At 29.8% G+C, this 23,889-nt stretch carries 24 protein-coding genes; 5 read left to right on the forward strand and 19 right to left on the reverse strand.

Annotated features, from left to right (window positions below; genetic code table 11):
* Nucleotides 1-517: 517 nt before the first annotated feature.
* Together AJN64_RS07310 and AJN64_RS07315 are read right to left on the reverse strand one after the other, a co-directional pair.
* The gene (locus AJN64_RS07310; RefSeq protein ID WP_053872949.1) at nucleotides 518-1,255 is read right to left on the reverse strand and encodes a hypothetical protein; all 738 of its coding nucleotides are present in this window, start codon (nucleotides 1,253-1,255) and stop codon (nucleotides 518-520) included.
* On the reverse strand, nucleotides 1,248-2,474 hold the full coding sequence (locus AJN64_RS07315) for a hypothetical protein (protein WP_070210152.1): 1,227 nt from the start codon (nucleotides 2,472-2,474) through the stop codon (nucleotides 1,248-1,250). Before AJN64_RS07315 ends, AJN64_RS07310 begins: the two co-directional genes overlap by 8 nt.
* 127 nt (nucleotides 2,475-2,601) lie before the next feature.
* Here AJN64_RS07315 and AJN64_RS07320 point away from each other — a divergent pair, with 127 nt between their 5' ends.
* Nucleotides 2,602-3,186 carry an IMPACT family protein gene (locus tag AJN64_RS07320; protein WP_053872211.1) on the forward strand — a complete coding sequence of 195 codons (585 nt, stop codon included), beginning with the start codon at nucleotides 2,602-2,604 and terminating at the stop codon, nucleotides 3,184-3,186.
* Between the two features lie 43 nt (nucleotides 3,187-3,229).
* Here the strand turns inward: AJN64_RS07320 and AJN64_RS07325 are convergent, their stop codons facing one another.
* The 5 genes from AJN64_RS07325 to AJN64_RS07350 all read right to left on the reverse strand — a co-directional run bounded on the left by AJN64_RS07325 (nucleotide 3,230) and on the right by AJN64_RS07350 (nucleotide 6,978).
* Nucleotides 3,230-3,613, reverse strand: a complete 384-nt coding sequence (locus tag AJN64_RS07325; protein ID WP_002870423.1) for a hypothetical protein — start codon at nucleotides 3,611-3,613, stop codon at nucleotides 3,230-3,232.
* 73 nt (nucleotides 3,614-3,686) lie between these two features.
* The gene (locus tag AJN64_RS07330) at nucleotides 3,687-4,022 is read right to left on the reverse strand and encodes a hypothetical protein (protein ID WP_079728952.1); all 336 of its coding nucleotides are present in this window, start codon (nucleotides 4,020-4,022) and stop codon (nucleotides 3,687-3,689) included.
* The gene (locus AJN64_RS07335) at nucleotides 4,012-5,589 is read right to left on the reverse strand and encodes an ABC-F family ATP-binding cassette domain-containing protein (RefSeq protein WP_053872209.1); all 1,578 of its coding nucleotides are present in this window, start codon (nucleotides 5,587-5,589) and stop codon (nucleotides 4,012-4,014) included. Before AJN64_RS07335 ends, AJN64_RS07330 begins: the two co-directional genes overlap by 11 nt.
* Before the next feature lie 122 nt (nucleotides 5,590-5,711).
* On the reverse strand, nucleotides 5,712-6,245 hold the full coding sequence (locus AJN64_RS07340; RefSeq protein WP_002861172.1) for a hypothetical protein: 534 nt from the start codon (nucleotides 6,243-6,245) through the stop codon (nucleotides 5,712-5,714).
* A gap of 301 nt (nucleotides 6,246-6,546) precedes the next feature.
* Nucleotides 6,547-6,978 (reverse strand): hypothetical protein, encoded by a 432-nt coding sequence (locus AJN64_RS07350; RefSeq protein WP_053872208.1) that lies wholly within the window; start codon nucleotides 6,976-6,978, stop codon nucleotides 6,547-6,549.
* A gap of 166 nt (nucleotides 6,979-7,144) precedes the next feature.
* On the opposite strand from AJN64_RS07350, the gene AJN64_RS07355 reads away from it, so the two are divergent.
* Both AJN64_RS07355 and AJN64_RS07360 read left to right on the forward strand, forming a co-directional pair.
* A complete protein-coding gene (locus AJN64_RS07355; RefSeq protein ID WP_002778401.1) occupies nucleotides 7,145-7,354 on the forward strand; it encodes a transcriptional regulator in 210 nt (69 codons plus the stop codon).
* A 60-nt stretch (nucleotides 7,355-7,414) separates the two neighbouring features.
* Nucleotides 7,415-8,371 (forward strand): hypothetical protein, encoded by a 957-nt coding sequence (locus tag AJN64_RS07360; RefSeq protein ID WP_053872207.1) that lies wholly within the window; start codon nucleotides 7,415-7,417, stop codon nucleotides 8,369-8,371.
* Nucleotides 8,372-8,375: 4 nt separating this feature from the next.
* Here AJN64_RS07360 and AJN64_RS07365 read toward each other — a convergent pair whose 3' ends face one another.
* On the reverse strand, nucleotides 8,376-8,948 hold the full coding sequence (locus AJN64_RS07365) for a YceI family protein (protein ID WP_053872206.1): 573 nt from the start codon (nucleotides 8,946-8,948) through the stop codon (nucleotides 8,376-8,378).
* A 73-nt stretch (nucleotides 8,949-9,021) separates the two neighbouring features.
* On the reverse strand, nucleotides 9,022-9,384 hold the full coding sequence (locus AJN64_RS07370) for an HIT family protein (RefSeq protein WP_044778533.1): 363 nt from the start codon (nucleotides 9,382-9,384) through the stop codon (nucleotides 9,022-9,024).
* Nucleotides 9,385-9,490: 106 nt separating this feature from the next.
* Between AJN64_RS07370 and AJN64_RS07375 the strand changes: the two genes are divergently transcribed.
* A complete protein-coding gene (locus AJN64_RS07375; RefSeq protein ID WP_053872205.1) occupies nucleotides 9,491-10,195 on the forward strand; it encodes a putative metalloprotease CJM1_0395 family protein in 705 nt (234 codons plus the stop codon).
* Between the two features lie 107 nt (nucleotides 10,196-10,302).
* Here the strand turns inward: AJN64_RS07375 and AJN64_RS07380 are convergent, their stop codons facing one another.
* From AJN64_RS07380 to lgt, 10 genes are all read right to left on the reverse strand, one after another.
* Entirely contained in the window at nucleotides 10,303-10,995 is a 693-nt protein-coding gene (locus AJN64_RS07380; RefSeq protein WP_053872204.1) for a hypothetical protein, read from the reverse strand.
* Between the two features lie 207 nt (nucleotides 10,996-11,202).
* Complete coding sequence (locus AJN64_RS07385) at nucleotides 11,203-12,924, reverse strand: GMC family oxidoreductase (RefSeq protein WP_070210148.1); 1,722 nt, start codon at nucleotides 12,922-12,924, stop codon at nucleotides 11,203-11,205.
* Between the two features lies 1 nt (nucleotide 12,925).
* Complete coding sequence (locus AJN64_RS07390) at nucleotides 12,926-13,654, reverse strand: gluconate 2-dehydrogenase subunit 3 family protein (protein WP_002870810.1); 729 nt, start codon at nucleotides 13,652-13,654, stop codon at nucleotides 12,926-12,928.
* 135 nt (nucleotides 13,655-13,789) lie between these two features.
* Nucleotides 13,790-14,494, reverse strand: coding sequence for a tetratricopeptide repeat protein (locus tag AJN64_RS07395; protein ID WP_070292848.1), 705 nt, complete (start codon nucleotides 14,492-14,494; stop codon nucleotides 13,790-13,792).
* On the reverse strand, nucleotides 14,494-16,323 hold the full coding sequence (locus AJN64_RS07400; RefSeq protein WP_044778527.1) for a dynamin family protein: 1,830 nt from the start codon (nucleotides 16,321-16,323) through the stop codon (nucleotides 14,494-14,496). Before AJN64_RS07400 ends, AJN64_RS07395 begins: the two co-directional genes overlap by 1 nt.
* Nucleotides 16,313-18,499 (reverse strand): dynamin family protein, encoded by a 2,187-nt coding sequence (locus AJN64_RS07405; protein WP_044778526.1) that lies wholly within the window; start codon nucleotides 18,497-18,499, stop codon nucleotides 16,313-16,315. Before AJN64_RS07405 ends, AJN64_RS07400 begins: the two co-directional genes overlap by 11 nt.
* Before the next feature lie 27 nt (nucleotides 18,500-18,526).
* Complete coding sequence (locus tag AJN64_RS07410; protein ID WP_002854302.1) at nucleotides 18,527-19,252, reverse strand: fumarate reductase iron-sulfur subunit; 726 nt, start codon at nucleotides 19,250-19,252, stop codon at nucleotides 18,527-18,529.
* A complete protein-coding gene (locus tag AJN64_RS07415) occupies nucleotides 19,245-21,236 on the reverse strand; it encodes a fumarate reductase flavoprotein subunit (protein WP_038400328.1) in 1,992 nt (663 codons plus the stop codon). The genes AJN64_RS07410 and AJN64_RS07415 overlap by 8 nt, the downstream gene beginning before the upstream one ends.
* A complete protein-coding gene (locus tag AJN64_RS07420) occupies nucleotides 21,220-22,002 on the reverse strand; it encodes a fumarate reductase cytochrome b subunit (protein ID WP_002854660.1) in 783 nt (260 codons plus the stop codon). Before AJN64_RS07420 ends, AJN64_RS07415 begins: the two co-directional genes overlap by 17 nt.
* A gap of 68 nt (nucleotides 22,003-22,070) precedes the next feature.
* Complete coding sequence (gene lgt, locus AJN64_RS07425; protein ID WP_002854600.1) at nucleotides 22,071-22,886, reverse strand: prolipoprotein diacylglyceryl transferase; 816 nt, start codon at nucleotides 22,884-22,886, stop codon at nucleotides 22,071-22,073.
* An 89-nt stretch (nucleotides 22,887-22,975) separates the two neighbouring features.
* On the opposite strand from lgt, the gene AJN64_RS07430 reads away from it, so the two are divergent.
* A complete protein-coding gene (locus tag AJN64_RS07430) occupies nucleotides 22,976-23,875 on the forward strand; it encodes a membrane lipoprotein lipid attachment site-containing protein (protein WP_002861157.1) in 900 nt (299 codons plus the stop codon).
* Nucleotides 23,876-23,889: the final 14 nt, after the last annotated feature.

Here is a 23,889-nt window from a genome sequence, read left to right on the forward strand (position 1 = left end):
TTATAGATAGTTTAATCTTTTTCTTCAAAGAAAAAGTTATAAAAGATTAAAAGAAAAGCTTTTAATCTTTTTAATATTAGATTGAATAGATTTTACATAATTGCTTATGCCTAAATCTTTCTGGCTCAATCGATCACTTATTTAGATTTCAAAGATTGACTAATAAGATTTGAATAACAATACTAAGTTAAAAGAACAAAACAAAAAATCATTTTTAAAAGAAAAGTTTTTAAATTAAAAACAAGATTTATAAAAAAGCTTTTAGTTTTAAATTAAAAAATTAAGAAAGTTAAAAACTCAAATAATTTAAAAACTTAAAAAATCTAAAATAAAGTTAATTTATAAAATCTACTCAGTTAGTGAAACTTTATAATTTAAAAGATTTTAAGTCCTTTTTTCAAAAAAGGAAATGAAAGTATAACCAATTAAACTTAAAAGGGGATTAAATAAAGGATTAAATAGTATAAATATTTGTGTAAGTATTTATATAAGTATTTGGTGGGTTAAAAAATGGGGGTTATATTTTAGAGCACTCGTAATTTTTATTTTTTATATTAACAAATTGACTTTTAAGTGTTTTAAAATCTGGAATATAAGCATAACCGCTAAGCGTATCTATAACGATACAAAGAGCATCCTTTTTTGATAACAAACGTATAATGCAATCTGAATTATTCTTTGCTAAAGTTTTTTCATATGCATAATTGGCATTTTTTAACGGAGAATACACTCTGCCCATTTCATCAAATACTAATCTAGTAAATCCTGAACAAGATCCTTTAAATTCAACCTTTTCTATTCCGAATCTTTTTGTAAGATTAAATCTTTGTGTAGTTTTTTCATCATCTTTACTAATAACTCCACTTTGACCTGAATTCATTAATTTGTTATGATTGATTACATCAACAGCAATTTCTCTATCTATATTGATTTCAGTTTTACCTAAATTAGCATTTCCATCGCCATTTTTATCCAAGAAAATAGTATATGTTTGATCATAACCTGTGGCAGCTGATTTTATAAAATAAATCTGCCATTTACTTTTAAACCACTCTCTTTTTGCGATAGCCAACTCATCAACTCTTATGCCTTCTTGCATCATGGCTAAACTTTGGGTATATTGGATATCATTAAGAATTTGTATTGCACCTTCTAGTAGATTGTCTTTTTTTAAGTAAAGACTGCCTAAATTAAAAACTATACCTAAAATGAGAATTATAAACACAAATTCCAACAAACTGAAAGCTTTAATCATAGTTTAAAATCTGATATACTTTTTCATATTTTCCAAGTTTTACTTTAACAATTTTTTTGTCCATATCATGCTTATCGGCTTGTTTTAAAGCTTTTAAATAAAACTTATTGCTATTTTTTATTCCATAAAATCGCAATCTTTTTTGCAAACTTGGGGCTGTTGCAAGCTCTAAAACATCTTGTTTTTTTAATTCTAGCGCCAATTCTTTAGCAAAATGATAATTATTGGCAAAATGACGATTTGGATTGTTTATGAAATAATACAATAATTGATTAGCGACGATTAAAAAGTAACAAAATATCAAAAAAATTATAGAACATTCTATAAAGATTTTATACCTTAATCGAAAAACTGGTAATCTCACCCTATAACTTTGCATTAAAGTTTTTATAAGTAAAGGAGTGCAAATAACACAAAAAGGCAAAAAATCATCTAAAAAAAGTTTTTGTCTTAAAGAAAGCAACAAACAAAATACAAATGTTACGCTCATTAAAAACCATAATAAATTTTTATATTTCTGAAAAGTCAAACGATAAATAGTATAAAAAAAATACACAAAAACCAAAGGAGAAAAACATGCAGCAAAAATTCCTAAAGTATCTAAAAAATAACCTCTTGGACGACCACCTGTATCAAAACCATAAAAACTAATACTCGCTCCAAACAAAACAAGAGATAAGGTAAATAAAATAGCATTTCTTTTATAAATTCCAAAAAAGAAAAAAGTTAAAAATAAAATATTAAAAGATTTATCAACAAATAACACTATAATCAATAATATATAAAAAAGCCATTTTTTTTCATATTCGTAAGCACATAATATAGCAAGGGTTAAAAAAATCACCAAAGATGCGGCATTAACCAGTAAAGCACTTGCAACAGTACCCGGCAATAAAACAAATAACAATAAAGAAAAAAAAGCATCAATTTTAGTTTTAGTATATTTTAAAGCTAGCAAATACAAAAGCAAACAACTTAAAAAATGAAAAAATAAAAAAGGAAGCCTTAAACCAAAATCATTTTGCCCAAAAATAAAAGTTCCAAAATGAGATATATAATAAAGCAAACTATGGGAAAAAATAAGTGATTTACCCTGCTCACCAAAATAAATATCAGCTTCATCAGTACTAATACTCAGTGTTGAAATTCCATAAAGCAAAGCCAACAAATCAAGACTAAGTAAAATGATGATAAGTTTATAATTTTTGATTTTTTCCATAATGAAAATTTTACAAAATTAAACTTAAAATATCAATGCAAATCATATAAATATCAAATATCTTAAAAATTAACATCAAATTGATTTTAGTTTTTATAAGTATAATTTTAAACAAAAAAAGGCAAAAATGCAAACTATTGATCAAATTTTTCAAACACAAATCGATATTAAAAAATCTATTTTCTTATCTTTTCTTTGCCCTTTTAAAGATTTTAAATTTTTAATAGAAACGCTAAAAAAAGAGCATCCAAAAGCTGTTCATTTTGTCTATGCTTATCGTGTTTTAAATGATTTTAATCAAATTGTAGAAGATAAAAGCGATGATGGAGAGCCTAAAGGAACTTCTGGAATGCCAACTTTAAATGTTCTAAGGGGGTATGATCTTATCAATGCGGCTTTAATCACTGTAAGATATTTTGGCGGTATAAAACTTGGTACAGGCGGACTTGTAAGAGCTTATAGCGATGTGGCAAATGCCGTGATCAATAATTCTTCTTTACTTTCATTCGAATTGAAAAAAAATATATCCATTGCTATTGATTTAAAAAATTTAAATCATTTTGAACATTTTTTAAAAACTTATTCTTTTAATTTCACAAAAGATTTTAAGGATTGCAAAGCTATATTACATATCAAATTAAATGAAAAAGAGGAGCAAGAATTTGAAATTTTTTGTAAAAATTTTGCACCTTTTGAAATAGAGAAATTATAAATTCTTGCAAGTAAATACAAAAGCTCCAAAATGGAGCTTTTGATTAAATTGCGTTCAATAAATCATTTAACAAAGCATTATTCTTACTTTGTTCATTTGCACCTTGTTGCGCAAGATCATTGTGAATGCTAGCACTTTGAGCTCTCATAGACAACTCGCCTTCATTTTGTCTAAAACGATAAGCGTAAACATTTGACATTTGAGCATAATTACTTAAATTTGAATTTGAGTTTTGCGCATTGCTTTGAAAACTACTGCTAGAATTTAAAGCATCTCCGCTTGACTTCTCATCCGCCTTATTTAACATATCCATAAAATCAGAATCTCCAGATGAAGAATAATCTTCAATCTGTTTATCCACCTGTTTATACTGACCACTAATAGCATCGTATTCATACGAGCTAATCGTTCTATAATTTACCTGCATAGTTTTCTCCTTTCAAAATATGCAAAAACTATACAAGCAAAAAGCGTTCCTTTTTATGTAAAATCAATGTTTTTTAATCATGATGAGTAGGCAAATGCTCCACATCAAGCTCATTGTTGGCTATAAATTCTTCCTTGGCTTTTTTACAGTTTTCATCACGCATTTTGCGGTATTCATTGCGAATGGCGATTTCTTTATCGCTTAGAGGTCTATCTTCTAAAAAACTGATATGAAAATAAGTATCATCGCTCTTTGAATAAGTTTTATAAAAATCTATATAATCAAAATAATCCTTGCCATTATCAAACTCTACCACTTCTTCTATATAAATCGTAGGGCCAAAACCCTTGTGATTTTGTGTATAATGCCCAAAACCTGCGCTGTATTGAATTCTAAATTTAGCCATCATTTTCTCCTAAAAATTCTTGATAAGTTCCACGAAAATCTGTAAGCTTACCATTTTCTAAATGCCAAATTCTATTAGCAAAAGCAGAAACTAATTCCCTATCGTGGCTGATACAAAGCACTACACCTTTGAAATTATACAAAGCCTCACCTAGTGCAATAATACTTTCAAGATCTAAATGGTTATCAGGCTCATCTAAAAGCAAGAAATTCGGACGCTCTAGCATTAAACGAGAAAGCATTAAACGATGTTTTTCACCTCCACTTAAACTTGCTGCCATTTTTTCTTGATCACTACCACTAAAAAGCATTCTACCTAAACACTTGCGGATTTCATCTAGATCTTTAAATTTTTCACTCATCAGCCATTCATAAAGTTTCAAATTTTCACAAATTAAATTACTTGTATCTTGAGGAAAATATCCAAGCTCTATAGTTGCCCCAAGGTGCATAGATCCACTATCTGGACTTATAGCATGAGCGATGATTTTTGCCAAAGTACTTTTGCCCACACCATTTGCCCCAATCAAAGCGATTTTATCATTTTTTTCTATTTTTAGCTCCAAATTTGAAAATAGTTGTTTATCATAAGCCTTGCCTATACCTTTAAATTCTAAAACTTCATTACCTATTTCACGATTGGTTCTAAAAACTATGCTAGGATCTCTACGGCTTGAAATTTTAATCTCTTCAAGCTCTAGTTTTTCAAGTGCCTTAGCACGGCTCGTAGCTTGTTTTGCCTTAGAAGCATTTGCGCTAAAACGGCGAATGAAATTTTCTAATTCTTCTCTTTCTTTTAAGGTTTTATCGCGTTTAAGCTCAGCTTGTTTTGCCAAAAGCGTTGAGGCCATATACCAATCATCATAATTTCCCGCAAAATCACGAATTTGTTTAAAATCCACATCCAAAATTCTTGTGCAAATTTTATTTAAAAAATGCCTATCATGAGAGATGACAACTAAAGTCCCTTCATGTCTTAAAAGTTCATTTTCAAGCCAAGAAATCGCCTCTAAATCAAGGTTATTTGTAGGCTCATCTAAAAAAAGCACATCCGCACCCAAAAATAAAACTTGAGCCAGTAAGACTTTAAATTTATCCGCACTTTGCAAGGTGCTCATTAAAGCATCAAAATCTTTAATCTTTAAAGAACTTAAAATTTTTTCACAACGTGTTTCACAATCATAATTTGGATCTTCTTCGGCCGTTATTATCTCAAGCTCACCTAAGCGTTCATTGATCTCATCAGTAAATTCCTCGCTCATATAAAGCTTTTCTTTTTCTTTTAAAGCCTCATACAAACGCTTATTTGCACACATCACTGCATCTTTGATGGTGTAGTTTTCAAAAGCAAATTGATCTTGCCCTAAAACTGCAATTTTCAAGCCTTCATCAAATGCTATTTCGCCACTACTTGACTCAATTTCTCCTGAAAGAATTTTCAAAAAAGTCGATTTTCCCGCACCATTAGCACCAATAAGTCCGTATCTTTGTCCTCGAACAAGCTTTAAATTCACATTTTCAAATAAAAGCTGATTTGCAAAACGCATAGTAAGATTTTTTACTTCAACCATGATTTTCCTTAAATTTTTTACTTATAAAAATTTTTAAGAAATTGTATCAAAAAAAGACTTGAAATTAATTGAGTATAAATTTTATATAGACAATGAAAATAAAATTTCATTGTCAAAATAAATTAATAATCCAAAAGTTCTACAAAAACTTGCTTTTTATCATCGCTAAATCTAGCACTATAAGAAATTTGAGTTTCATATTCCCCTCCATCAAATAAAATTCCTTTTAAAGCGCCTCTTGAATATTTTTCTCGCATTTCATTAGGCATTTGTGGATAAGTAAATTTTAAACTAGCCATACAAAAACTAGTTTTTTTATCCTTGCTATCTTTGGTTATAAAACTTTCAAAAGAAGTATAAACCACTTCATTAGCATAATCTTTCAAATCAAGTAAAGGTTTAAAATGTGCCCTTAAAACTCCAAGCGTGTCAGTAGATAATGCAGCCTCTAAATCCCTCATATCCATACCATTGGAATTTATCCTTAACGCCCTTAAGGATTGTTCATTTAAACCATACTCAACATAAACCCATTCATCATCATCTAAAATACTTTTTAGCGTAAGCTTAACATCTTCATCATCGCATTTTGGCTTATTATTAAAACATCCTGCAAATAAAAAAACCAACATCAAGCTTAATAAAATATTTTTCATTATTTCTCCATTATTATTTTAATAAATTCTATGATTTCATCATTTTTAGCACCATCTTCCCCTAAAAGACTTTTTAATAAATCTAAGTTAAGCTGTGGAGGAAATATAAGATAAGAATTTACTGGAAAACCATTTGATTTTAAGCCTATGCAAAATTTTCATCTTTATTTGTGTATGCTTTTCCTGCAACAATTTTATAAGTATCTTTCTCATAAAGTAAAGTAGGCTCTACTTCAAAAGGTGTATATTTTTCACTCATTTTCATCTCCATTCTTTCATTAGTTTTAAAATAAAATAATCATCACTGTATGATATTTACAATTTTTTCATAATTTTGTTTGCGAAGTTTTTTACCTACTAAAAACATATCTACAATCCACCAAATAGTCCAATTGACTATCCAATTCATAAGTGCTAATATATATGCTATGTTCTGCAAAGATTCACTTGCAACAATATTAAAAATTATTGGAATAATCACAAATGCTAAACGCACAAAACCTAAAACCATATCACCTATCATAAAACGCCCTACTCCAAAAGGGCCAAATAAAAAAGTTCCTACCCAAAACACCAAAGCAGGGCTTTTTAGTTTAAGCATAGGAAGTTGATTTAACACATCTTTTTTTCTTTCTTCGCTTAAGCGTTCAAATTTTTCTTTTAGCGTAATTGCCGCTAAACCATCTCTTGGTAACTTATCACCAATATTAGAAAGAACTGAATTAAAATCCATAACTTCTCCTTGAAAATTAAAAAATATCTCGAATTATTCCATACTATAACTTAATTAATATTGAAATATTAAATATATTTTATATAAAAGATTGAATATTTCAAGTGTTTTTAATAAAGAAATTTTAATGTAAAATTTTTTAAAGGCTAAATTTTTAAGGTAAAAAATGACAAAAAAGAGCAAGCGTGATATGGCATATGAACTAGACATTGATGTTAGCACTTTATATAATTGGAGAAAATATAAACCCAATTTATATCGTATTGTTATGCTTGGCTTTAAATTTGATGAACTTTTAGAAAATAGCAAAAAAACTCATGAAGAATTACTTCATATAGAACAAACCATACAAGATGAAATTGCTAAATTTAAATAAAGTCCACTTTTAAGCTTTTTTCTATACAATTATCACTTTTATAAAAATCAAGGATTTGAAATGTTTTTATTAGATTTTTTAATATCATTGAGCTTTATTTTTGAAATTTCAGCACTTGTGTTATCCTTTTACTTTAAAAATTCAAAAATTTTCTTTTTGACTTTAGTATTATTAGGAGCTAAGTTACCTTATTTTTATACAAGTTTTTTTCAAGCTAATTTATTTGTCGCCTTGTTTTTACCTATGGTTTTTACCCTATTTTGCCTTGGAAAACATCATGTTTTAATTTTAAATAAAAAAAATATTGCTTCAATTACAACCCTTATTTTTATAGGCATTTTAAGTATCATTTTACCTAGAAATACTACTTTTAATAGCGCTGGTTTAGAATTTCATTTTATTGCATTAGATTTTTTTAAGCCTGTGAGTGAATTAGGATTTTTATTTTTTTTAGTCGGCTTAATACTCATTTTTATCAAAACCTTTAAAACTAAAGAATATTATCTTCTTATCGCATTTTTTACTGCGTATTTTCAATTTTTATTCCAAGAAGGAGCAGGAATAAGATATTTTGAATTTGCAAGCTTGGTTTTTTGTCTTTATCTTTTAAATTACGCTTATAGGTTAGCTTTTTTTGACACCTTAACAAAGCTACCCAATGAAAAAAGCCTTACACGCTTTACAAAAGGAAAAAACAACTATATCATTGCCTTGCTTCATTTTAATGAACTAAAAGATACCAAAGAAAGCTATACCAAACTCATTTTAAAACAAATTGCAAAAATTTTAAAACGCTTTAGAGCAAAAATTTTTATCGTAGAAAATGATTTTATTTTAATTTTTAATGATAAAAATCAAGCTTTAAATCATCTTGCTTTTTTAGAATCCACCTTGAAAAACACGGAATTTAATTTAGAAAATGAAAATTTTAAACCAGATTTTAAATTGATTTGGCAAGAAAGTGAAGAAAATTTGGATAAAAATTTACAAAGTCTAAGAGCAAGACTCTTAGACTAAAAAATTATTTTTCGTTCGCTTCAACTTCGATATTTAAATTAATATCATCACTTAAAGTAATAGTTGAAGTACTTGCTGCAAATTTAAAATCAGAGCGTTTGATTTTTCCATTTAAAGAAAAGCCTATTTTTTCTTTTCCATCTTTGCCTTTAGCTACACCGCCGATTTCAGTATCCAAAACGATATCTTTAGAAACCCCAGCCATAGTTAAAGTTCCTGTCATTTTGCCTTTTTCATTACTGATTTTTTCATATTTTTTCATTGTAAAAGTCATATCAGGATATTTTTTTGCTTTGAAAAAATCATCTTGTTGTAAGTGATTATCTCTTGTTTGATTTTCTGTATTTACAGATGCGATTTTTATAGTTGCATCAAGCTTTTTAAATTCAGCGCTCACAGGATCAAAATCAATCACCGCAGAATAATCTTTGAAATTTCCTTTTACATTGCTAATTTGTAAATGTTTGATTTTAAAACCTACATCTGTATGTGCTTTATCTAAAGTATATTCTTTAGCAAACAAACCTGTGCTTAACAAAGACACCGCAACCAATGAACTTAATAAAACTTTTTTCATTTTTTTCCTTTTTTATAGTAATTTTCAATATAAAAATTTTATTAGATAAAACATAACAAATCATTAATAAAAATTAAAAAATTTTACTATTTAAAAATTTTACAAATTCTTCAAATTTAGGCAAATCAAGCTTTATTGCTTCTCTTTGCTGTTTTCCCCACATACACTCAGGAAAAAACGCATCTTCTTTAAATCTTGCCATAACATGAAAATGCACCCTTGGCACATAATTTGCAAAAGAGGCGATATTGATTTTTTCAGGTTTGTAAAATTCTATCATAGCCTTTTCACAAATTAAAATTTTTTCAAAAAGTTCCTTTTGCAACTCTAAAGGACAATCGCTAAATTCTTTATAAATTTCTTTAGTAAAAATTTTAAGCCAAGGCACTTGAGCCTCCTCTTTCTCTATATAAATCAAATCATTTTCATAAATCATTACATTCCTTTGAAATTGTATTTATGATTATTTTACAAAATTTATCAAATTTTTAAGTCAAAATGCGTTAAAATTCCTAAAATTTAAAAAACAAAAAGGAGGATAAATGCAAATTAGTTCAAGTTATAACTCTTATGATTACTACTCTAGCAAACCTTCTTTTGATAAAACAAATCAATCTGATTCCACTCAAAAAGATGAAAAAAATCTTAGTGAAAATAAAGATGACAAAGAAAAAAATGGCGAACAAACCCAAATGGTTAATGGCGTAGAGCTAAGCCAAAAAGAAGTAGCTCAAGTTCGCGAACTCCAAAGTATCGATAGAAATGTAAAGGCTCATGAAGCTGCACATCAAGCAGCGGGCGGTGGCTTAGCAGGTGCCGCAAGTTTTACTTACACAAGAGGCCCTGATAATCAAATGTATGCTACAGCGGGTGAAGTTCCTATCAGCATGCAAAAAGGAAACACACCAGAAGAAACTATAGCCAATGCAAGACAAATCGCAGCAGCAGCTATGGCTCCTGCTGATCCTAGCCCACAAGACTATAAAGTTGCAGCAAATGCTGCAAAAATGGAATTTGAAGCAAGAGCTGAAGCAATGAAGCTTAAAGCCGAGGAAGCCAAAGAAAAAGAAGAAGAAAATAAAGAAAAAGATGACAAAAATTCAGAAAATAGCTTAGAAAAAACAGATAAAGATTCAAAAAACAACGATAAAAATTCAAATTTTGATAAAGATTTTAAAAATTTCATAGCCAAAACTTATCAACAAAACTCACAAAATAACGACATTAAATTCAACATCGCATCTTAAAATTCTTAATTTAAATAAAAAATTTCCTTATGAAAATGATGGCTTGAATTTATATGTTAAGATATTTAACATTTTTTATCCTTTTTATAATTTAAATTTTTGCATTTTCAAGCCTTAATATCTATACTTTTTGGTGCAGAATTTAAAGAAAGGATTTTGTTAAATTCTCCTGCATCATCACTAAATTTCACACCAAAAAGAAGTTCTAATTCTTTACTAGTGCTAAATTTACCTTCTAATAGTTTTTTTACAAGCTCATTCATTTTACTATCATCTTTGTAAGTTTCTTTGTTTTTACTTTCTGCTTGTATAGGTTTGAAAGTTTCTTTGTCTTCTTTTTGATTGTTTTTATTAGTTAAGAACCTATCTATATCTTCTTGAGTAAGTGGCTTACCAAGTTCATTAAAAAATTGTTTTTCCCTTTGTGCCCTTTCAGCACCCCATATTTTCTCAAATTCATTCATACTTGTAAGAGTTTTTAAAAGATCAACTTTTCGTCTATGAAGTGCGGACAAATCTACGCCTTCTGTAAGATAGTCTGTGCCAAATTTATTAAGTATTTTTATTTCATCCTTGCTTAGTTTATCTTCCATATATCTTTTATATAAAGAGTTTTCTACTTCTTTTACATCAGCAGATCCATTATAGCCATTTTCTTCTTTAAATTTTTCAAGATCTCCAAATTTTTTTATTATGGATTCATAATAAGCATCATCATCATTTTTAAGCACAGCTTTTTTATTGCTTGTGTTATTATTTAGATAATTGATATTTGTATATTGAGTATCAAAATTTACCATAGAAAACCCTTTTTTTATGATATTTTATTAAAATAATCTTGGATTCCAACCACCAAGAGCAGACTACATTTGCCTTTTTGTATAATTATAGTTTGAATAAGAATTTGTACCATTAATCATTTTCGCCTTCCTTGATATTATATACTATATCGGAAGAAAATTAAAAATTTATAATCTTGAGAGTTTTCAAAAACTCTCAAGTTATTATCAAGCTAAGCTTTTTCCACTTTTATGATATTTTAAAATACCTTCAGCACAGCGATAAGCCAAAGCTCCCACAGTATCAGTTGGATTATATCCACTATTGTGTTGGAAATTTCCTGCTCCTACAACAAAAAGATTATCCGCATCCCAGTGTTGTAAATAAGTATTAACCACACTAGTTTCTCTATCTGCGCCCATGGTTGTTCCACCTGTGTTATGAGTAGATTGATAAGGTACAACGCTATAATCCTTAAGATAAGCGCCTTTTTTAATTGATTTTACTCCTTGCATTCTTTTTGCTACCTCAGCTGTTTTATCTGTGATAAATTTATGCAAAGCTCTATCTTGATCGGTGAAATTATAAGTTAAGCGTAAAAGTGGCATACCAAAAGCATCTTTATAAGTTGGATCAAGACTTAAATAATTATTCTTATGAGGCAAAGAAGCACCTTGTCCTGCTACGGTAATAGCTCTTGTGAAATTATAGTTTAATGCTTTTTTAAATTCAGCACCCCAAGTTGGAGCTCCTGCTGGAAGTGGGGCTGATTGTATAGGGCGAGTTCCAAGCTGAACGCTATAAATCATAGCTCCATGAAGGAATTTTTCCTTAGAATGATCAAAATTATCTCCGTTAAAATCATCACTCGTAGTTCCTAAAGCACCTGAACCCATGAAGGTGTTAAATTGCTCATCAAAGAAAGCTGTTGTACCCATATTCATTTGGTAACAATAATTTCTACCTAAAGTTCCTTTACCTGTTTTTGGATCGTATTGCTCACCTATGTTGCTTACCATTAAAAGCTTAGCATTGTTAAACATATAACTTGTAAGCACAACTATATCAGCAGGCTGGATATACTCTTTCATCGTTCTAGTATCGACAAATTTTACCCCTGTTACTTTTCCATCTTTTTTAAGAATTTGCGTTACATTGCTATAAGTGCGTATGGTGTATTTACCTGTGCTCATAGCCTTTGGAATTACTGTGTTTAAAGGACTTGCTTTTGCGCCATACTCACAACCAAAGCGTTCACAATACGCACAGTATTGACAAGGAGCTAAATCTTGACCATCAGGGTTTGTATAGCCACCTTTAGAATTTGAAGCTGGCAAACGATAAGTGTGTAAATTTGAACTTTTTGCTGCACTTTCAAATCGTTTAAGCATTTTAGTATTTTCAAGAGGTTCTTGTGGATAAGGACTAGATCTAAAAGCTCCCATTTTTTCTGCTAAAGGATTTGGCTCACCTGATACCCCACAGGTTTTTTCAAATTTATCATAATAAGGCTCCATATCCTTATAAGTCACACCCCAATCTTGCAAGGTATAATCATTACCTAATTTATTACCATATCTTTGTTTGCTTAGGGTTTGAATTTCAAAGTCATAAGGCATAAACCTAAAAGTCCAACCATTCCAATGCACCCCTGCACCGCCAACATTATTACCCAATAAAAACGAACCCATTTTACGATAAGGCAAGGCTAAACCACTAGGATCATGGCGAAAAGTCACAGTGTCTTTCGAGCAATCTTGCATCAAACCATAATTAATCCCATATCTCCACTCATCATGGATAAAATTAAAATTTTCAGTACTTTGCATATGTCCGCGTTCTAAACTAAGTACATTCAAACCTGCTTTAGTAAGCTCTGCAGCCACTATACCTCCAGTCCATCCTGCTCCAACTGTTACCACATCTACTTTTTTTAATACTTCAGCCATTTTAACTCTCCATATCTGCTAAACCCATAGGTTCAATGTTAAAAAATTCATCACTTGCAATTTTATCCACATAGCTCATTTGTGCGCCTGGATATTGCATCATTCTCCAACCATTTTTATTATCATTTCCGCCATAAATTGGATCAGCTAAAACTCCAGCTACTGTCATATCTCTTAAAAGTGTGAAAAAATAAGAAGATTTAAAACCTGTAGTTTGAATTTTTCCTTTTTCAAAATCGCTTAAAATTTTATCCTGATCTCCACCTTTAAGCAAAGAAAAAGATTTTTTATAACGCTTTTGAGCATTTTCTTCAAGAGCATGCACGCCTTCTAAAAAAATATCTTTGCGTTGCATAGGAGTTTGATAGCCTTGTTCAGCTTTACCCTCCATGAAAGGCCCTTGCATATATTCTCTATCATTATAACCATAAGCACTAGCTAGCTGATTATCGATAAAATAAGGCACGCCTAAACCTATAGCTCCTTCTCCTTGCTCATCTTTAGGATAAATTCTTTCACAGGCTGCACTTAAGGTATCAAATTCAGTTTGAGTTTGAAAAAACATTCTACCTCTAACTTTATTTGATTTCCCTTGTGAAGCTTGATGCGAATGCGTAAGTTCTGCTGCCTTTAAAACAGCACCGCCACCTATAGTGCTAGCTGCTACTACAGAACCACCTAGAAGCCCTAGTTTAAAAAAGCTTCTGCGATCAATAATATTGTCTTGCATTACTTCTCCTTGATAATAATTTAAACAAGACTATATTAGTCCTATTAATATAAATTTAACTTTAAAAAGCGATAAATTTTGTGTTATTCTTAATTTTATTTAAGTATATCTTTGAAAGTAATGAAAATAGAACTTTTAATAAAGCTCTATATCTTTAGAATTAAGTTCTCTATAAGCTGCGCAAGCTTCTTGATGTTTTTGATCGCAAGCCATTCCAAAATATCTTTTTGCCTTTGTTAGATCTTGTTTTTCTAGTTGATTATAGCGTCCTAGCAAATAACAAGCCTCACCAAAACCTAAAGTGCAAGATTTAGAATAAAAAGCAAGAGCAGATTTTACACTTGCTTTAACAAGTTCTCCTTTATCATATAAAGATCCTAACTGATAACAAGCTCTTGCATTTTTTAAGTCACAAGATCTTTTATAAAAACTTGAGGCCATTTGTCCATCTTTTTCTTTTTCATAAAATAAAGCTATATTATTACAACTTAACGATTCTCCTAAAGTGCAAGCTTTATTAAAAGCCAAAAGAGCTTCATTTTTATAACCTTGATTTTGCAAAAGCAAAGCCATATTAGAACACGCATTTGCTAAACCCAATTTACAAGCTTTATCATAAAATTTATAAGCTTGATTTAAATCCTTACTCACACCCCTAGCACTTTCATGCATAAAAGCTAAAGAAAAACAAGCTTTAGAAATATCTTTTTCACAAAGACTTTTAAAAATTTCATAAGCTTTATCAAATTTATTTGCCTCGTAAAGTTTTAAACCCTCTTCTAGTTCACTTAATGCAAATAATGAATTAAAAAATAAAAATAAAGTTAAAAATATTCTCATTAATCTTCCTTTATACTTTCTCTAACATTTAAAATCTGTGCTCTTCTTTTTTGAAGTTCTGCTTTTTTAAGATCTAAAAATTTATTTTTTTCTTGGATTAAATTTTGACTTTGTTCTAAAAAATTTTTTGCAATTTTTGTCAAAATAGGCTTATTAATAAGCAAAGTTTCAAACTCATAAACATTTAATTCATTTAAAACTCTTTCATAAATTTCGCTTTTTTTAGGATAAAAAAGTACGAATTCAGAACTATCAAGCTCATAAAGAACACGACTTTCATTGATTTTACGACTAAAAAATGCAAGGCTTAGTTTCGTAGCATTTTCATAATTTGCAAAAGCCTTAAGATTTAATTTTTCAAAAAATAAATCAAGCTCTAAAATACTTTTAAATAAAAGCTCCTTAAAATCTTTCAAAAAGTACTCATCACTTGCATTGCAAAAAGCTCTTAATTCACTAAAATTTTTATCACTTTGGAAAATGTGATCTTTTTGTATATTTGAAAATTCTGCTTTAAAAAGCAAAATTTCTCTCTCAAGTATGTTTATAAAGTCTTTTAATTTCATCTTGATTTCTTCAAAAGATTTATAAAGTTCATTTTTGATTTTTTTAAACTCTTTACTCATCACATCACTATTATAAAACATCGCCAAAAAAGCATCATCGCTTGAAATATAAGGCGCTTTATAATCATATCTTGTGTATAAATCTTTCTTTAAAAATCCTTTGCTTTCTTTGTAAAAATAAGCATCTTTTTCCTTAACACTTGCAAAAATTTCACTAGAAATTCTTTCGCTAATGCTTTTAAGCTGTTCTAAAATCTGATGATTTAAAATTTCAATCTCTTTTAAAAAATTTTCATATGCTAAAAGTAAATGCTTTTCATAACTTTGAAATTGATTTAATAAACGATCAAAAATACCTACAAAAAGTTGGTTTTCATCTTCTAAAATTTCGCATAAATTTAAAATTTTTCTTTTAACAAATTTTTCTTTTAAAGCTGTTGTATCTAGCTGAGTTAAAAAATCAAGCAAAGATTGAAAATTAGATTTTTCATAGCTTTGCTCATCTTTAGCTTCTTTGCAAGAAATAGCAATAAGCTCATTAAAATATTTTAAAAACACACTTTTTGCATAATTTAAAACATTATCTAGCTCTTCTGCGCTTAATTTATCTTTTTGATTTAATACACAAATGCTATTTTCTCCTAAAAGTTCCAAATTTGCTTTTATGGCATCTTCTTCACTTTTTTTACCTGCATTATCAATTAAACTTAACCAAATCGCCCCATGAATATTTTTAAGCTCATCAAGAGTTGTTAAAGTATCATTTTCATTTGCATTTAAACCTGGAGTATCTACAAGAGTGATTTTTTCAAGTAAAGGAATGGGTGCAAAAATATGCAAACTTTTTGCTTGTTTTACTTCATTTCTTTGATCCGTATAAAAGGCTAATTTTTCTATATTTGTGATAATATCACTTCCATCTTCAAATTCTACTCTTAAAAAATATTCTTTTGCATAGCGTAAAAAAGTAGGTTTAAAAGTAACAGGAACAACACCCGTAGGCAAACAATCACATCCTAAGATCAAATTTAGCAAACTTGATTTACCACTTGAAAACTGCCCTATAATAGCGATATTAACATTCTTATCCAAAGAAAACACAAGCTCTTTTAATTCATTTTCTAAAGCATAACTTGCATGCATAAAAGGCTCGTTAAGTTCCTTACAAAGCTCTTGAATACGCCCTTTAAAACTATCATCAAAACTCACACTATAGGTATTTTCATAGGCTTTTATAAAATCATTTAAAAGATTAATCTGCATTTAAAAGCCCCATTTCAAGTTGTTTTAATTTTTCAATTTTTTCTAAATTTTCTTCAAAAGAATTTAAAATATTAGCATCTTGATTTTTCAGACTCTGTAAAACTTTTTCAAGACTTTCTAATTTTGATTTTTGATTTTTTTCATAATGTTTTAATTTATCATTTAAAAACTCAAAAAATGCTCCATTGATATTTAAAGAGTTTAAAATTTCGCTCATTTTAAATTCTTTAAAAGTATCAAAAATAACCGTATCTAAATTCGTTTCAAGCTCATATAAATCTGATTTTAGATTGCTTAATTTTTCAATTTTCAATCTTAAAAGTGCAAATTTTTCGCTTTGAAAAATACTATCTATATTTTTTGAAATTCCATCTTTAAAACCTTCAAAACCATTGTCAAAATCATCTTTTAAAAAATCATATTTTAAAGATAAATTTGTTTTAAGCTCCTCGATTTTTTTAATATTTTCAAATTTAATTTCTCTTAAAATATCATTAATCCCATCTTTTGTGGTAATATCAACTATATTTAAAATACGAGAAAGATTAAGCTTTTGTGCATTATTTTTCAAATATTTAAACTCATCTATCAAGCGTTCTTTTAATTTTTTAGCCAAAAGTAAAACAAGATTATCTATGCCACTATCTATATTTTTAAGTTTTGCAATGGAATTTGAAATTTCATCTTGTGCTTCTTTTAATAAGGTGTTTTGCTTTTGAAGTTCAAGTAAAAGCTTTTGATTTTCTTCACTTACACCTTGTTTATTCTCCTTAATAAGACGATTTTGCATTTCATATTCGCTTAGAATATTTTTAAGCTCTAAATGCAATTCTTTTTTGTAAGCTCTTAAGGCAATCTTACTTTTTTCTCCTGCATAAAGCTCGTTAAAAAGATAGTTTTCAACTTCTTGCATACCACTTTTTTGCAAGCTTTCATTAGATGCTAAACCTTTATAAAAATCACTTGCCATTTTAGCGCTCACACATAAAAAATCAATCTTTTCCACTAAATTTTCATCTAAATCCACAAGTCTTGATTTTAAGCTTTCCTTGGTATAAACAATGACTTCTTCTAAATCCTTTTTGCTTAACAAATCCGCTTTAGTTAAAACAATTAAAAACTTACTCAGCCTTGAGTTTAAAAGACAATGCACCAAAAAGTCTGCATCTTTTTGAGTTAAGCTTTGAGAAGCATTCATTAAATGAATTAAAAAATCACTTTCTTTAAGATACTCATTTGTAACAATTTCTCTTTGAACTACAACATCATCAAGTCCTGGAGTATCAACTATGGAAATATTATTTTTTAAAAAATCTAAATGACTTTTAATTTCTATTTTTTTAATTAAAGCTGAAATTTTATTTTTAGCTGAACTGAAATTTTTAAGCTCACAAAGTGCGATATTTTGTATTAAAGGTTTATCTTTGATAAAATCCTCTATATTTACACTCTTATCCAGCTTGTCAATAAATTCTTTTAAATCTGCATTAAAGTGCGAACTTTCAAGTATATTTTGCCATTCTTTCTTATCCCAAAAATATATCTTTGCTTCTTCACTCTTACCATAGCTTAATACTGTTAAATTAGCTGTTTCAGGTATGTTTGAAACCCCTAAAAAATCTTCTTTTAAAAGAGCATTTAAAAGACTTGATTTTCCTGCATTCATCACGCCAGTGATGGCTATATTAAACTCTAAATTTTGAAATTTTTCCAAAGTTTTTTGAAGTCTTGATTTTAAATTTTCATCAAAACTTAGCTTTTGAAGCTCTAAATTAATGGTGTTTAATTCTTTAAAATCATTTTGAAATAAAGCTTTTTGATCTATACTTTGAACTTTTTCTTGTGAAATAAAATCAAATATTTCGGTATTTTTCGAAATTTTTTCTAAAATTTTTAGAGCCTTAAGTAAATCTTGCTTTGAAATAAAACCTGATTTAAAAAGATTTAAAATACAAATTTGAGCATTTTGTATACTAAAAATATCCACTCTTAAATCAATTTTTTTGCAAAGCTCTTGAAATTCTTTTAAGAGAAAATATCTTTCATAATTGTCTTTATTGACACTTAAAATAATCGCACACTCGGCCGTATCAAGTTTGTTTTTATCTTGAAATTTAGCATCAAAATTTAAAAATTGGAGTTCATTTTGCCAAATTTTTTGGAATAATTCTTTCATAATCTTCCCCTTAAAAAGGGGAAAGATTTATTTATTTCTTTGAGCGACAAGTTGTCTTCTCATGTAAGCAATTTTACTTTGCAAAGGTAATTCTTTAGGGCAATTATCTTCACAAGCAAGCAATGACATACAACCAAAAACACCATCATCATCGCCCACTAATTCATAAAAATCTTCCACACTTCTATGGTCATGCGGATCTTGTAAATATCTAGCTGTTCTTAAAAGCCCTGTAGCAGCTATGAAATTTGGGCGCATAAGTTTAGTTGCACAAGAAGCTACACAAATTCCACACTCTATACAACGATCAAGTTCAAAAGTTTCATCCGCAACTTCTGGCTCAATGCGTTCTTCAAGTTTAGAAATATCAGTTTCTTTTTCATTATGCACCCAGCTTTCAACACGCTTACACATGTCTTCAAACCACTCGCCTGTATTCACGCTTAAATCTTTAATATGCCTAAATGCAGGCATAGGCATAAGCTCTATCACTCCATCAGGATAATCTTTAGTCAAAGTTTTACAAGCAAGTTTTGGCACTCCATTAATCATCATTGCACAAGATCCGCAAATCCCTGCACGACAAACAAAGTCAAAACTCAGATCTGCATCCATTTTTTCACGGATCAAAGTCAAACATACAAAAACCGTCATAAAAGGAGTTTCTTCAAGCTCATAAGTCACAAAATGTGGTTTAGAAATTTTGCTTAAAGGATTGTATTTAAATGCCTTTATTGTCAATTTTCTACTCATAATCAACTCCTATTCTTTGGTTTGGTGCTTTATATTTAGCTTGCAATTCATAAGGCATTAAGGCGTTTTGAATTTCATAACGACCTTTGCCTTCAGCTTCCATTTTTTCACGGATAGCATCCACTTCAGCTTGGCGTTTTTCACTTAAAGGATTTTCTATAATATTTCCTTTAGCACCGTATCCACGAAATGCTGGTGGAATTTCCATTTTCATAATATCAAGCTCTTCGTATTCTATGCGTGGTAAGGTTTCGCCTTCTACCCAAAAAGTATTGGTTCTTTTCATCCAATTTAAATCATCTCTTTTTGGATAATCTTCCCTATAATGCGCCCCACGACTTTCTGTTCTTAAAAGCGCTCCATAAGCTACGCAAAGTGCTATTTTTAACATTCTTGGCACTCTATACGCTTCTTCAAGCTCTGGATTTGCACAATCAAGTTCTTTACAATGTACTTTAACGTCTTGAGAATCTTTATAAAGTTTTTCAAGTTCATCTACTGCTTCTTTCAAACCTTCACCTGTTCTAAAGATGGCCACCTTATCCCACATGATTTCTTTCATTCTGTTTTTGATTTCAAAAACATTATGTTTACCTTCTTTATCTACTAAAGATTTTAAATATTGATACTCTTTAGTTAAGAAGTCTTTTACTACATTTGTGTCAATTACTTCACCATTATTTTTACAATAATCTGCAAAATAATCTCCCACTATCATACCTGCTACAACAGTTTCAGCACATGAATTTCCACCTAAACGATTAAATCCGTGCATATCCCAGCAAGCTGCTTCTCCACAAGCAAAAAGTCCGTTTAACCATTGACTTTCACCCGTTGGTTTAGTTCTAATTCCACCCATAGAATAATGCTGCATTGGAAGAACTGGCGCCCAACCTTTTGGACCCTCATCTGCTGGATCAATACCATTAAAAGTTTTACAAATATCTTGTACATCGCGGAGATTTTTTTCCACATGAGCTCTTCCAAGTATAGAAATATCAAGCCATAAATGATCCCCATAAGGGCTTTTTACACCTTTGCCTTTACGAATATGTTCCATCATTCTACGACTTACCACATCACGGCTTGCAAGTTCTTTTTTCTCTGGTTCATAATCAGGCATAAAACGATATCCATCCACATCGCGTAAAATTCCACCATCACCACGACAGCCCTCAGTAAGCAAAATACCGCTTGGCACAATAGGAGTTGGATGAAATTGCACTGCTTCCATATTTGAAAGTCTGCAAAGCCCTGTTTCAAGAGCGATGGCTGCACCCGTTCCTTCGCAAATTACCGCATTTGTAGTTTGTTTATAAATTCTACCATAGCCCCCTGTTGCTATCATGGTTCCTCTTGCAATATAAGCAATGAGTTGTCCATTAGTTAAATCTCTAGCAATTACACCTAAGCATTTTTTACCATCATGGATGATTCTTACCGCTTCCATTCTATCGATGATCTTTACTTGGTGCTTAATGGCTTCATTTGCTACACCATAAAGCATACAATGCCCTGTTGCATCTGCGATATAGCAAGTTCTCCATTTTTTAGTTCCACCAAAATCTCTAGCATTAATAAGCCCGTGCGCTTCTTCTTTTTCTTCAATCACAGTTTTTTGTGCATTGATTACAACAGTTCTTGGACCTTTAGCAACTCTAGTCCAAGGCACACCCCAAGCCGCAAGCTCACGCACTGCTTTTGGCGCAGTTTGAGCAAACATTCTTGCTACTTCTTGATCACAGCCCCAATCACTTCCTTTTACTGTATCTGCAAAGTGAAGATCTTCATTATCACCCTCACCTTTTGCCCCATTTGCTAAACTTGCCTGCATACCTCCTTGCACCGCTGCAGAGTGAGAACGCTTCACTGGACAAATACTTAAAAGTGTTACACTTTGACCACTCTTTGCTACTTCAATAGCCGCTCTAAGACCTGCTAATCCTCCGCCTATTACTAAAGCATCACTATATTGTATATTCATAATTTGCTCCATTGTAGTTTTTTATCATCGCAGTAGTTTGGGTTTGATTTTGGTAGTTTTCATAACCTATTTTTATAAATGCTGCAAGACTTAACACACCTAAAACTAGGAAGAAAATACTGATTATCCATTTAGCAGTTTTAAGCTTTTTGCGACTTTCTTTTACATTTTTTCCTTCAAACCAACCCCATTTAACACAAAGTCTATAAAGCCCTATACTTCCATGAAGTTCAACACAGACTAAAAGAACAGCATAAAAAAGCCACATAAAATGACTTACAACCCTATCTCCTGACATATCGCCGCTGATTTTATCTGCATTGGTTACAATAAAAATAAGATGAGCAGAACCTAAGAAAAACATAATAAAACCTGTAAAAGCTTGAACCCACCATAACGAAGTATCGCTGTGATTCATTTTTTTACTGTGTGTTCTTAGTATTTGATACTGACGGTAATTAATAGGAAATTTTCTCATTGCAAGTAAAGCATGAACGAAAAAAACCACTAAAACACAGGCGGCTAAAAATGAAGTAAGATAACTCATAACAGGATTATCGTAAACAAATTTTAATTCTAAAAAATGCACTACAGAATTAAAAAAATCCTCACTGACTAAAATTGTAGAAACAAAAAGCATATGCACCCACATAAAAAGACCTAAAAAAAGCCCTGAAGCACTTTGGATAAAGTCTAATTTCGCAGGCATTTTACTTTTTTTGCCCTCAATGCTCTTACCCAAATAACCTTCGATAAGCTCACGCATCTTTACTCCTTTGTAAAAAGAAATTAAAAAAATCCATTTCATTATATTACAAAAGTCTTTAAGATAGATTAAATATTTACTTTTTTAAACTTTATACAAATATAAACTAACAAAGCTGTTATAAACATTATAAAACTTAAAATTTGTCCCATACTCATACCCCATAAAACAAAACCTATACCAAAATCAGGCTCGCGATAAAATTCACATATAAATCTTGCCAATGAATAAGCACCAGCATACACAAGAATCAATTCCCCTTGAAAGCTTTGCTTAAATCTTGCTAAATAAACTATAATAAAAACAACAATACCTTCTAAAAATGCTTCATAAAGTTGCGATGGATGGCGCAATACTCCATCAACATAAATTCCCCAAGGCACATTTGTAATGCGACCAAAAAGCTCTTGATTTAAAAAATTTCCTATACGACCAAAAACATAAGCCAATGGAACACTTAAAGCAACCAAATCAAGAAAAATCCAAGGATTTGTTTTATATTTTTTACAAAACAATAAAGTAGCTATCAAAAATCCTATAATTGCTCCATGATAACTCATACCTCGAATACCTACAAATTCACCATTAATATAAGGATTAAAAATTTGCCAAGGATGAGTAATATAATACATAGTATTTGCATCATAAATCAAAATATATCCAAGCCTTGCACCTAAAATAACCCCTATTTCAACCCATATAAAATAACTATCCAAATGTTTTTCATTAATGTCTAGTTGAAATTTTCTTACAAAAAATTTAGCCAAAAGCAAAGCCAAAAGCAAAGCTATAACATACATAATGCCATACCAATGCACCTTTAAACCAAAGATGCTAAAAGCTATAACATTAAAATTTGAATAAATATGCTGCCAAAATTCCATATATCTTTCCTAATTTTCTTTTATAAAAATATAACAAAAAAACTTTAACTTGCTATAATTAACACAAACACATTAAATAAAGGTAAAAAATGAAAAAATATATTTTACTTGCTAGTAGTATGTTAATTTTAGCAGCTTGTGGGGGTACAAGCAGTAATTTTGTCAATGTTTCTATGCCAAATTTTAAACCCCAAGTTCCAACAAAGGTTGAACCTATTGATTCTGGAGTAAGCATTGCTCTTGAGCCTATTAATATAGAACAAAATAACAATTATTCTGATTATTTTGAAAATTCAGTGCTTAAAATTCGCATAGAAAAAGAAATTGATCTTTTAAAACGAAATTTAGAAGAGCAGATCAAAACCATCGCTCAACTAAAAGGCTATAAAATAGTTACTACTAATCCAGACTACACTCTTAAAAGTTCAATCAGTATTTATACGGAAGAAAAAAATGCACAAAAAACAAGCAATTTTATGAGTGGAGATTATGTAAAATCCAATTTAGGTATAAATTTTAAAGGTAAAATAGATTTTATAGATGCACACAATCCACAAAATTCAACCAATCTTTCAAGTAGTACTAAACTAGATTCTTTAGTTGCGCTTAACTATCCTATTAAAAATGATGATGGGGTTAATATGTTTAAAACTACTATCTCCACCGTACCAACTCAACTTAATAAAGGTTTAGAGCAACCTGCTTTTGAAATTGATAAAAGTTTTTTAGCTTTTTATAAAAATACATTAAATACACTTTATAACAATCTACCAAAAGCAACAGACATAGGCAAAACTATACCTAATACAAACAGTGGTTTTAATAGTTTTGATGGCGATGCTACCTTTGAAGAAAGCTTACCTCAAACAAATTCTAATCAAAATAATACAATTGAAAACACGCCTACACAAAATATTCCTACAAATCCATCTTCAACAAATCAAAATAATCAAAGTAAAAATCAAGATGGGGTAGAAATATTTGAATGATAAAACTTGTGAGA

The organism is Campylobacter sp. BCW_4332 (assembly GCF_001763175.1).
Taxonomy (GTDB): domain Bacteria; phylum Campylobacterota; class Campylobacteria; order Campylobacterales; family Campylobacteraceae; genus Campylobacter_D; species Campylobacter_D jejuni.

Coding starts and splice junctions, on each gene's coding strand:
- AJN64_RS07410 (WP_002854302.1), bottom strand. CDS start 19,252: ATGAGTAGAAAATTGACAATAAAGGCATTTAAATACAATCCTTTAAGC.
- AJN64_RS07430 (WP_002861157.1), top strand. CDS start 22,976: ATGAAAAAATATATTTTACTTGCTAGTAGTATGTTAATTTTAGCAGCT.
- AJN64_RS07325 (WP_002870423.1), bottom strand. CDS start 3,613: ATGCAGGTAAATTATAGAACGATTAGCTCGTATGAATACGATGCTATT.
- AJN64_RS07390 (WP_002870810.1), bottom strand. CDS start 13,654: ATGCAAGACAATATTATTGATCGCAGAAGCTTTTTTAAACTAGGGCTT.
- AJN64_RS07330 (WP_079728952.1), bottom strand. CDS start 4,022: ATGATGGCTAAATTTAGAATTCAATACAGCGCAGGTTTTGGGCATTAT.
- AJN64_RS07350 (WP_053872208.1), bottom strand. CDS start 6,978: ATGGATTTTAATTCAGTTCTTTCTAATATTGGTGATAAGTTACCAAGA.
- AJN64_RS07340 (WP_002861172.1), bottom strand. CDS start 6,245: ATGAAAAATATTTTATTAAGCTTGATGTTGGTTTTTTTATTTGCAGGA.
- AJN64_RS07385 (WP_070210148.1), bottom strand. CDS start 12,924: ATGGCTGAAGTATTAAAAAAAGTAGATGTGGTAACAGTTGGAGCAGGA.
- AJN64_RS07315 (WP_070210152.1), bottom strand. CDS start 2,474: ATGGAAAAAATCAAAAATTATAAACTTATCATCATTTTACTTAGTCTT.
- AJN64_RS07320 (WP_053872211.1), top strand. CDS start 2,602: ATGCAAACTATTGATCAAATTTTTCAAACACAAATCGATATTAAAAAA.
- AJN64_RS07375 (WP_053872205.1), top strand. CDS start 9,491: ATGCAAATTAGTTCAAGTTATAACTCTTATGATTACTACTCTAGCAAA.
- AJN64_RS07400 (WP_044778527.1), bottom strand. CDS start 16,323: ATGCAGATTAATCTTTTAAATGATTTTATAAAAGCCTATGAAAATACC.
- AJN64_RS07420 (WP_002854660.1), bottom strand. CDS start 22,002: ATGCGTGAGCTTATCGAAGGTTATTTGGGTAAGAGCATTGAGGGCAAA.
- AJN64_RS07365 (WP_053872206.1), bottom strand. CDS start 8,948: ATGAAAAAAGTTTTATTAAGTTCATTGGTTGCGGTGTCTTTGTTAAGC.
- lgt (WP_002854600.1), bottom strand. CDS start 22,886: ATGGAATTTTGGCAGCATATTTATTCAAATTTTAATGTTATAGCTTTT.
- AJN64_RS07310 (WP_053872949.1), bottom strand. CDS start 1,255: ATGATTAAAGCTTTCAGTTTGTTGGAATTTGTGTTTATAATTCTCATT.
- AJN64_RS07370 (WP_044778533.1), bottom strand. CDS start 9,384: ATGATTTATGAAAATGATTTGATTTATATAGAGAAAGAGGAGGCTCAA.
- AJN64_RS07360 (WP_053872207.1), top strand. CDS start 7,415: ATGTTTTTATTAGATTTTTTAATATCATTGAGCTTTATTTTTGAAATT.
- AJN64_RS07415 (WP_038400328.1), bottom strand. CDS start 21,236: ATGAATATACAATATAGTGATGCTTTAGTAATAGGCGGAGGATTAGCA.
- AJN64_RS07355 (WP_002778401.1), top strand. CDS start 7,145: ATGACAAAAAAGAGCAAGCGTGATATGGCATATGAACTAGACATTGAT.
- AJN64_RS07405 (WP_044778526.1), bottom strand. CDS start 18,499: ATGAAAGAATTATTCCAAAAAATTTGGCAAAATGAACTCCAATTTTTA.
- AJN64_RS07380 (WP_053872204.1), bottom strand. CDS start 10,995: ATGGTAAATTTTGATACTCAATATACAAATATCAATTATCTAAATAAT.
- AJN64_RS07335 (WP_053872209.1), bottom strand. CDS start 5,589: ATGGTTGAAGTAAAAAATCTTACTATGCGTTTTGCAAATCAGCTTTTA.
- AJN64_RS07395 (WP_070292848.1), bottom strand. CDS start 14,494: ATGAGAATATTTTTAACTTTATTTTTATTTTTTAATTCATTATTTGCA.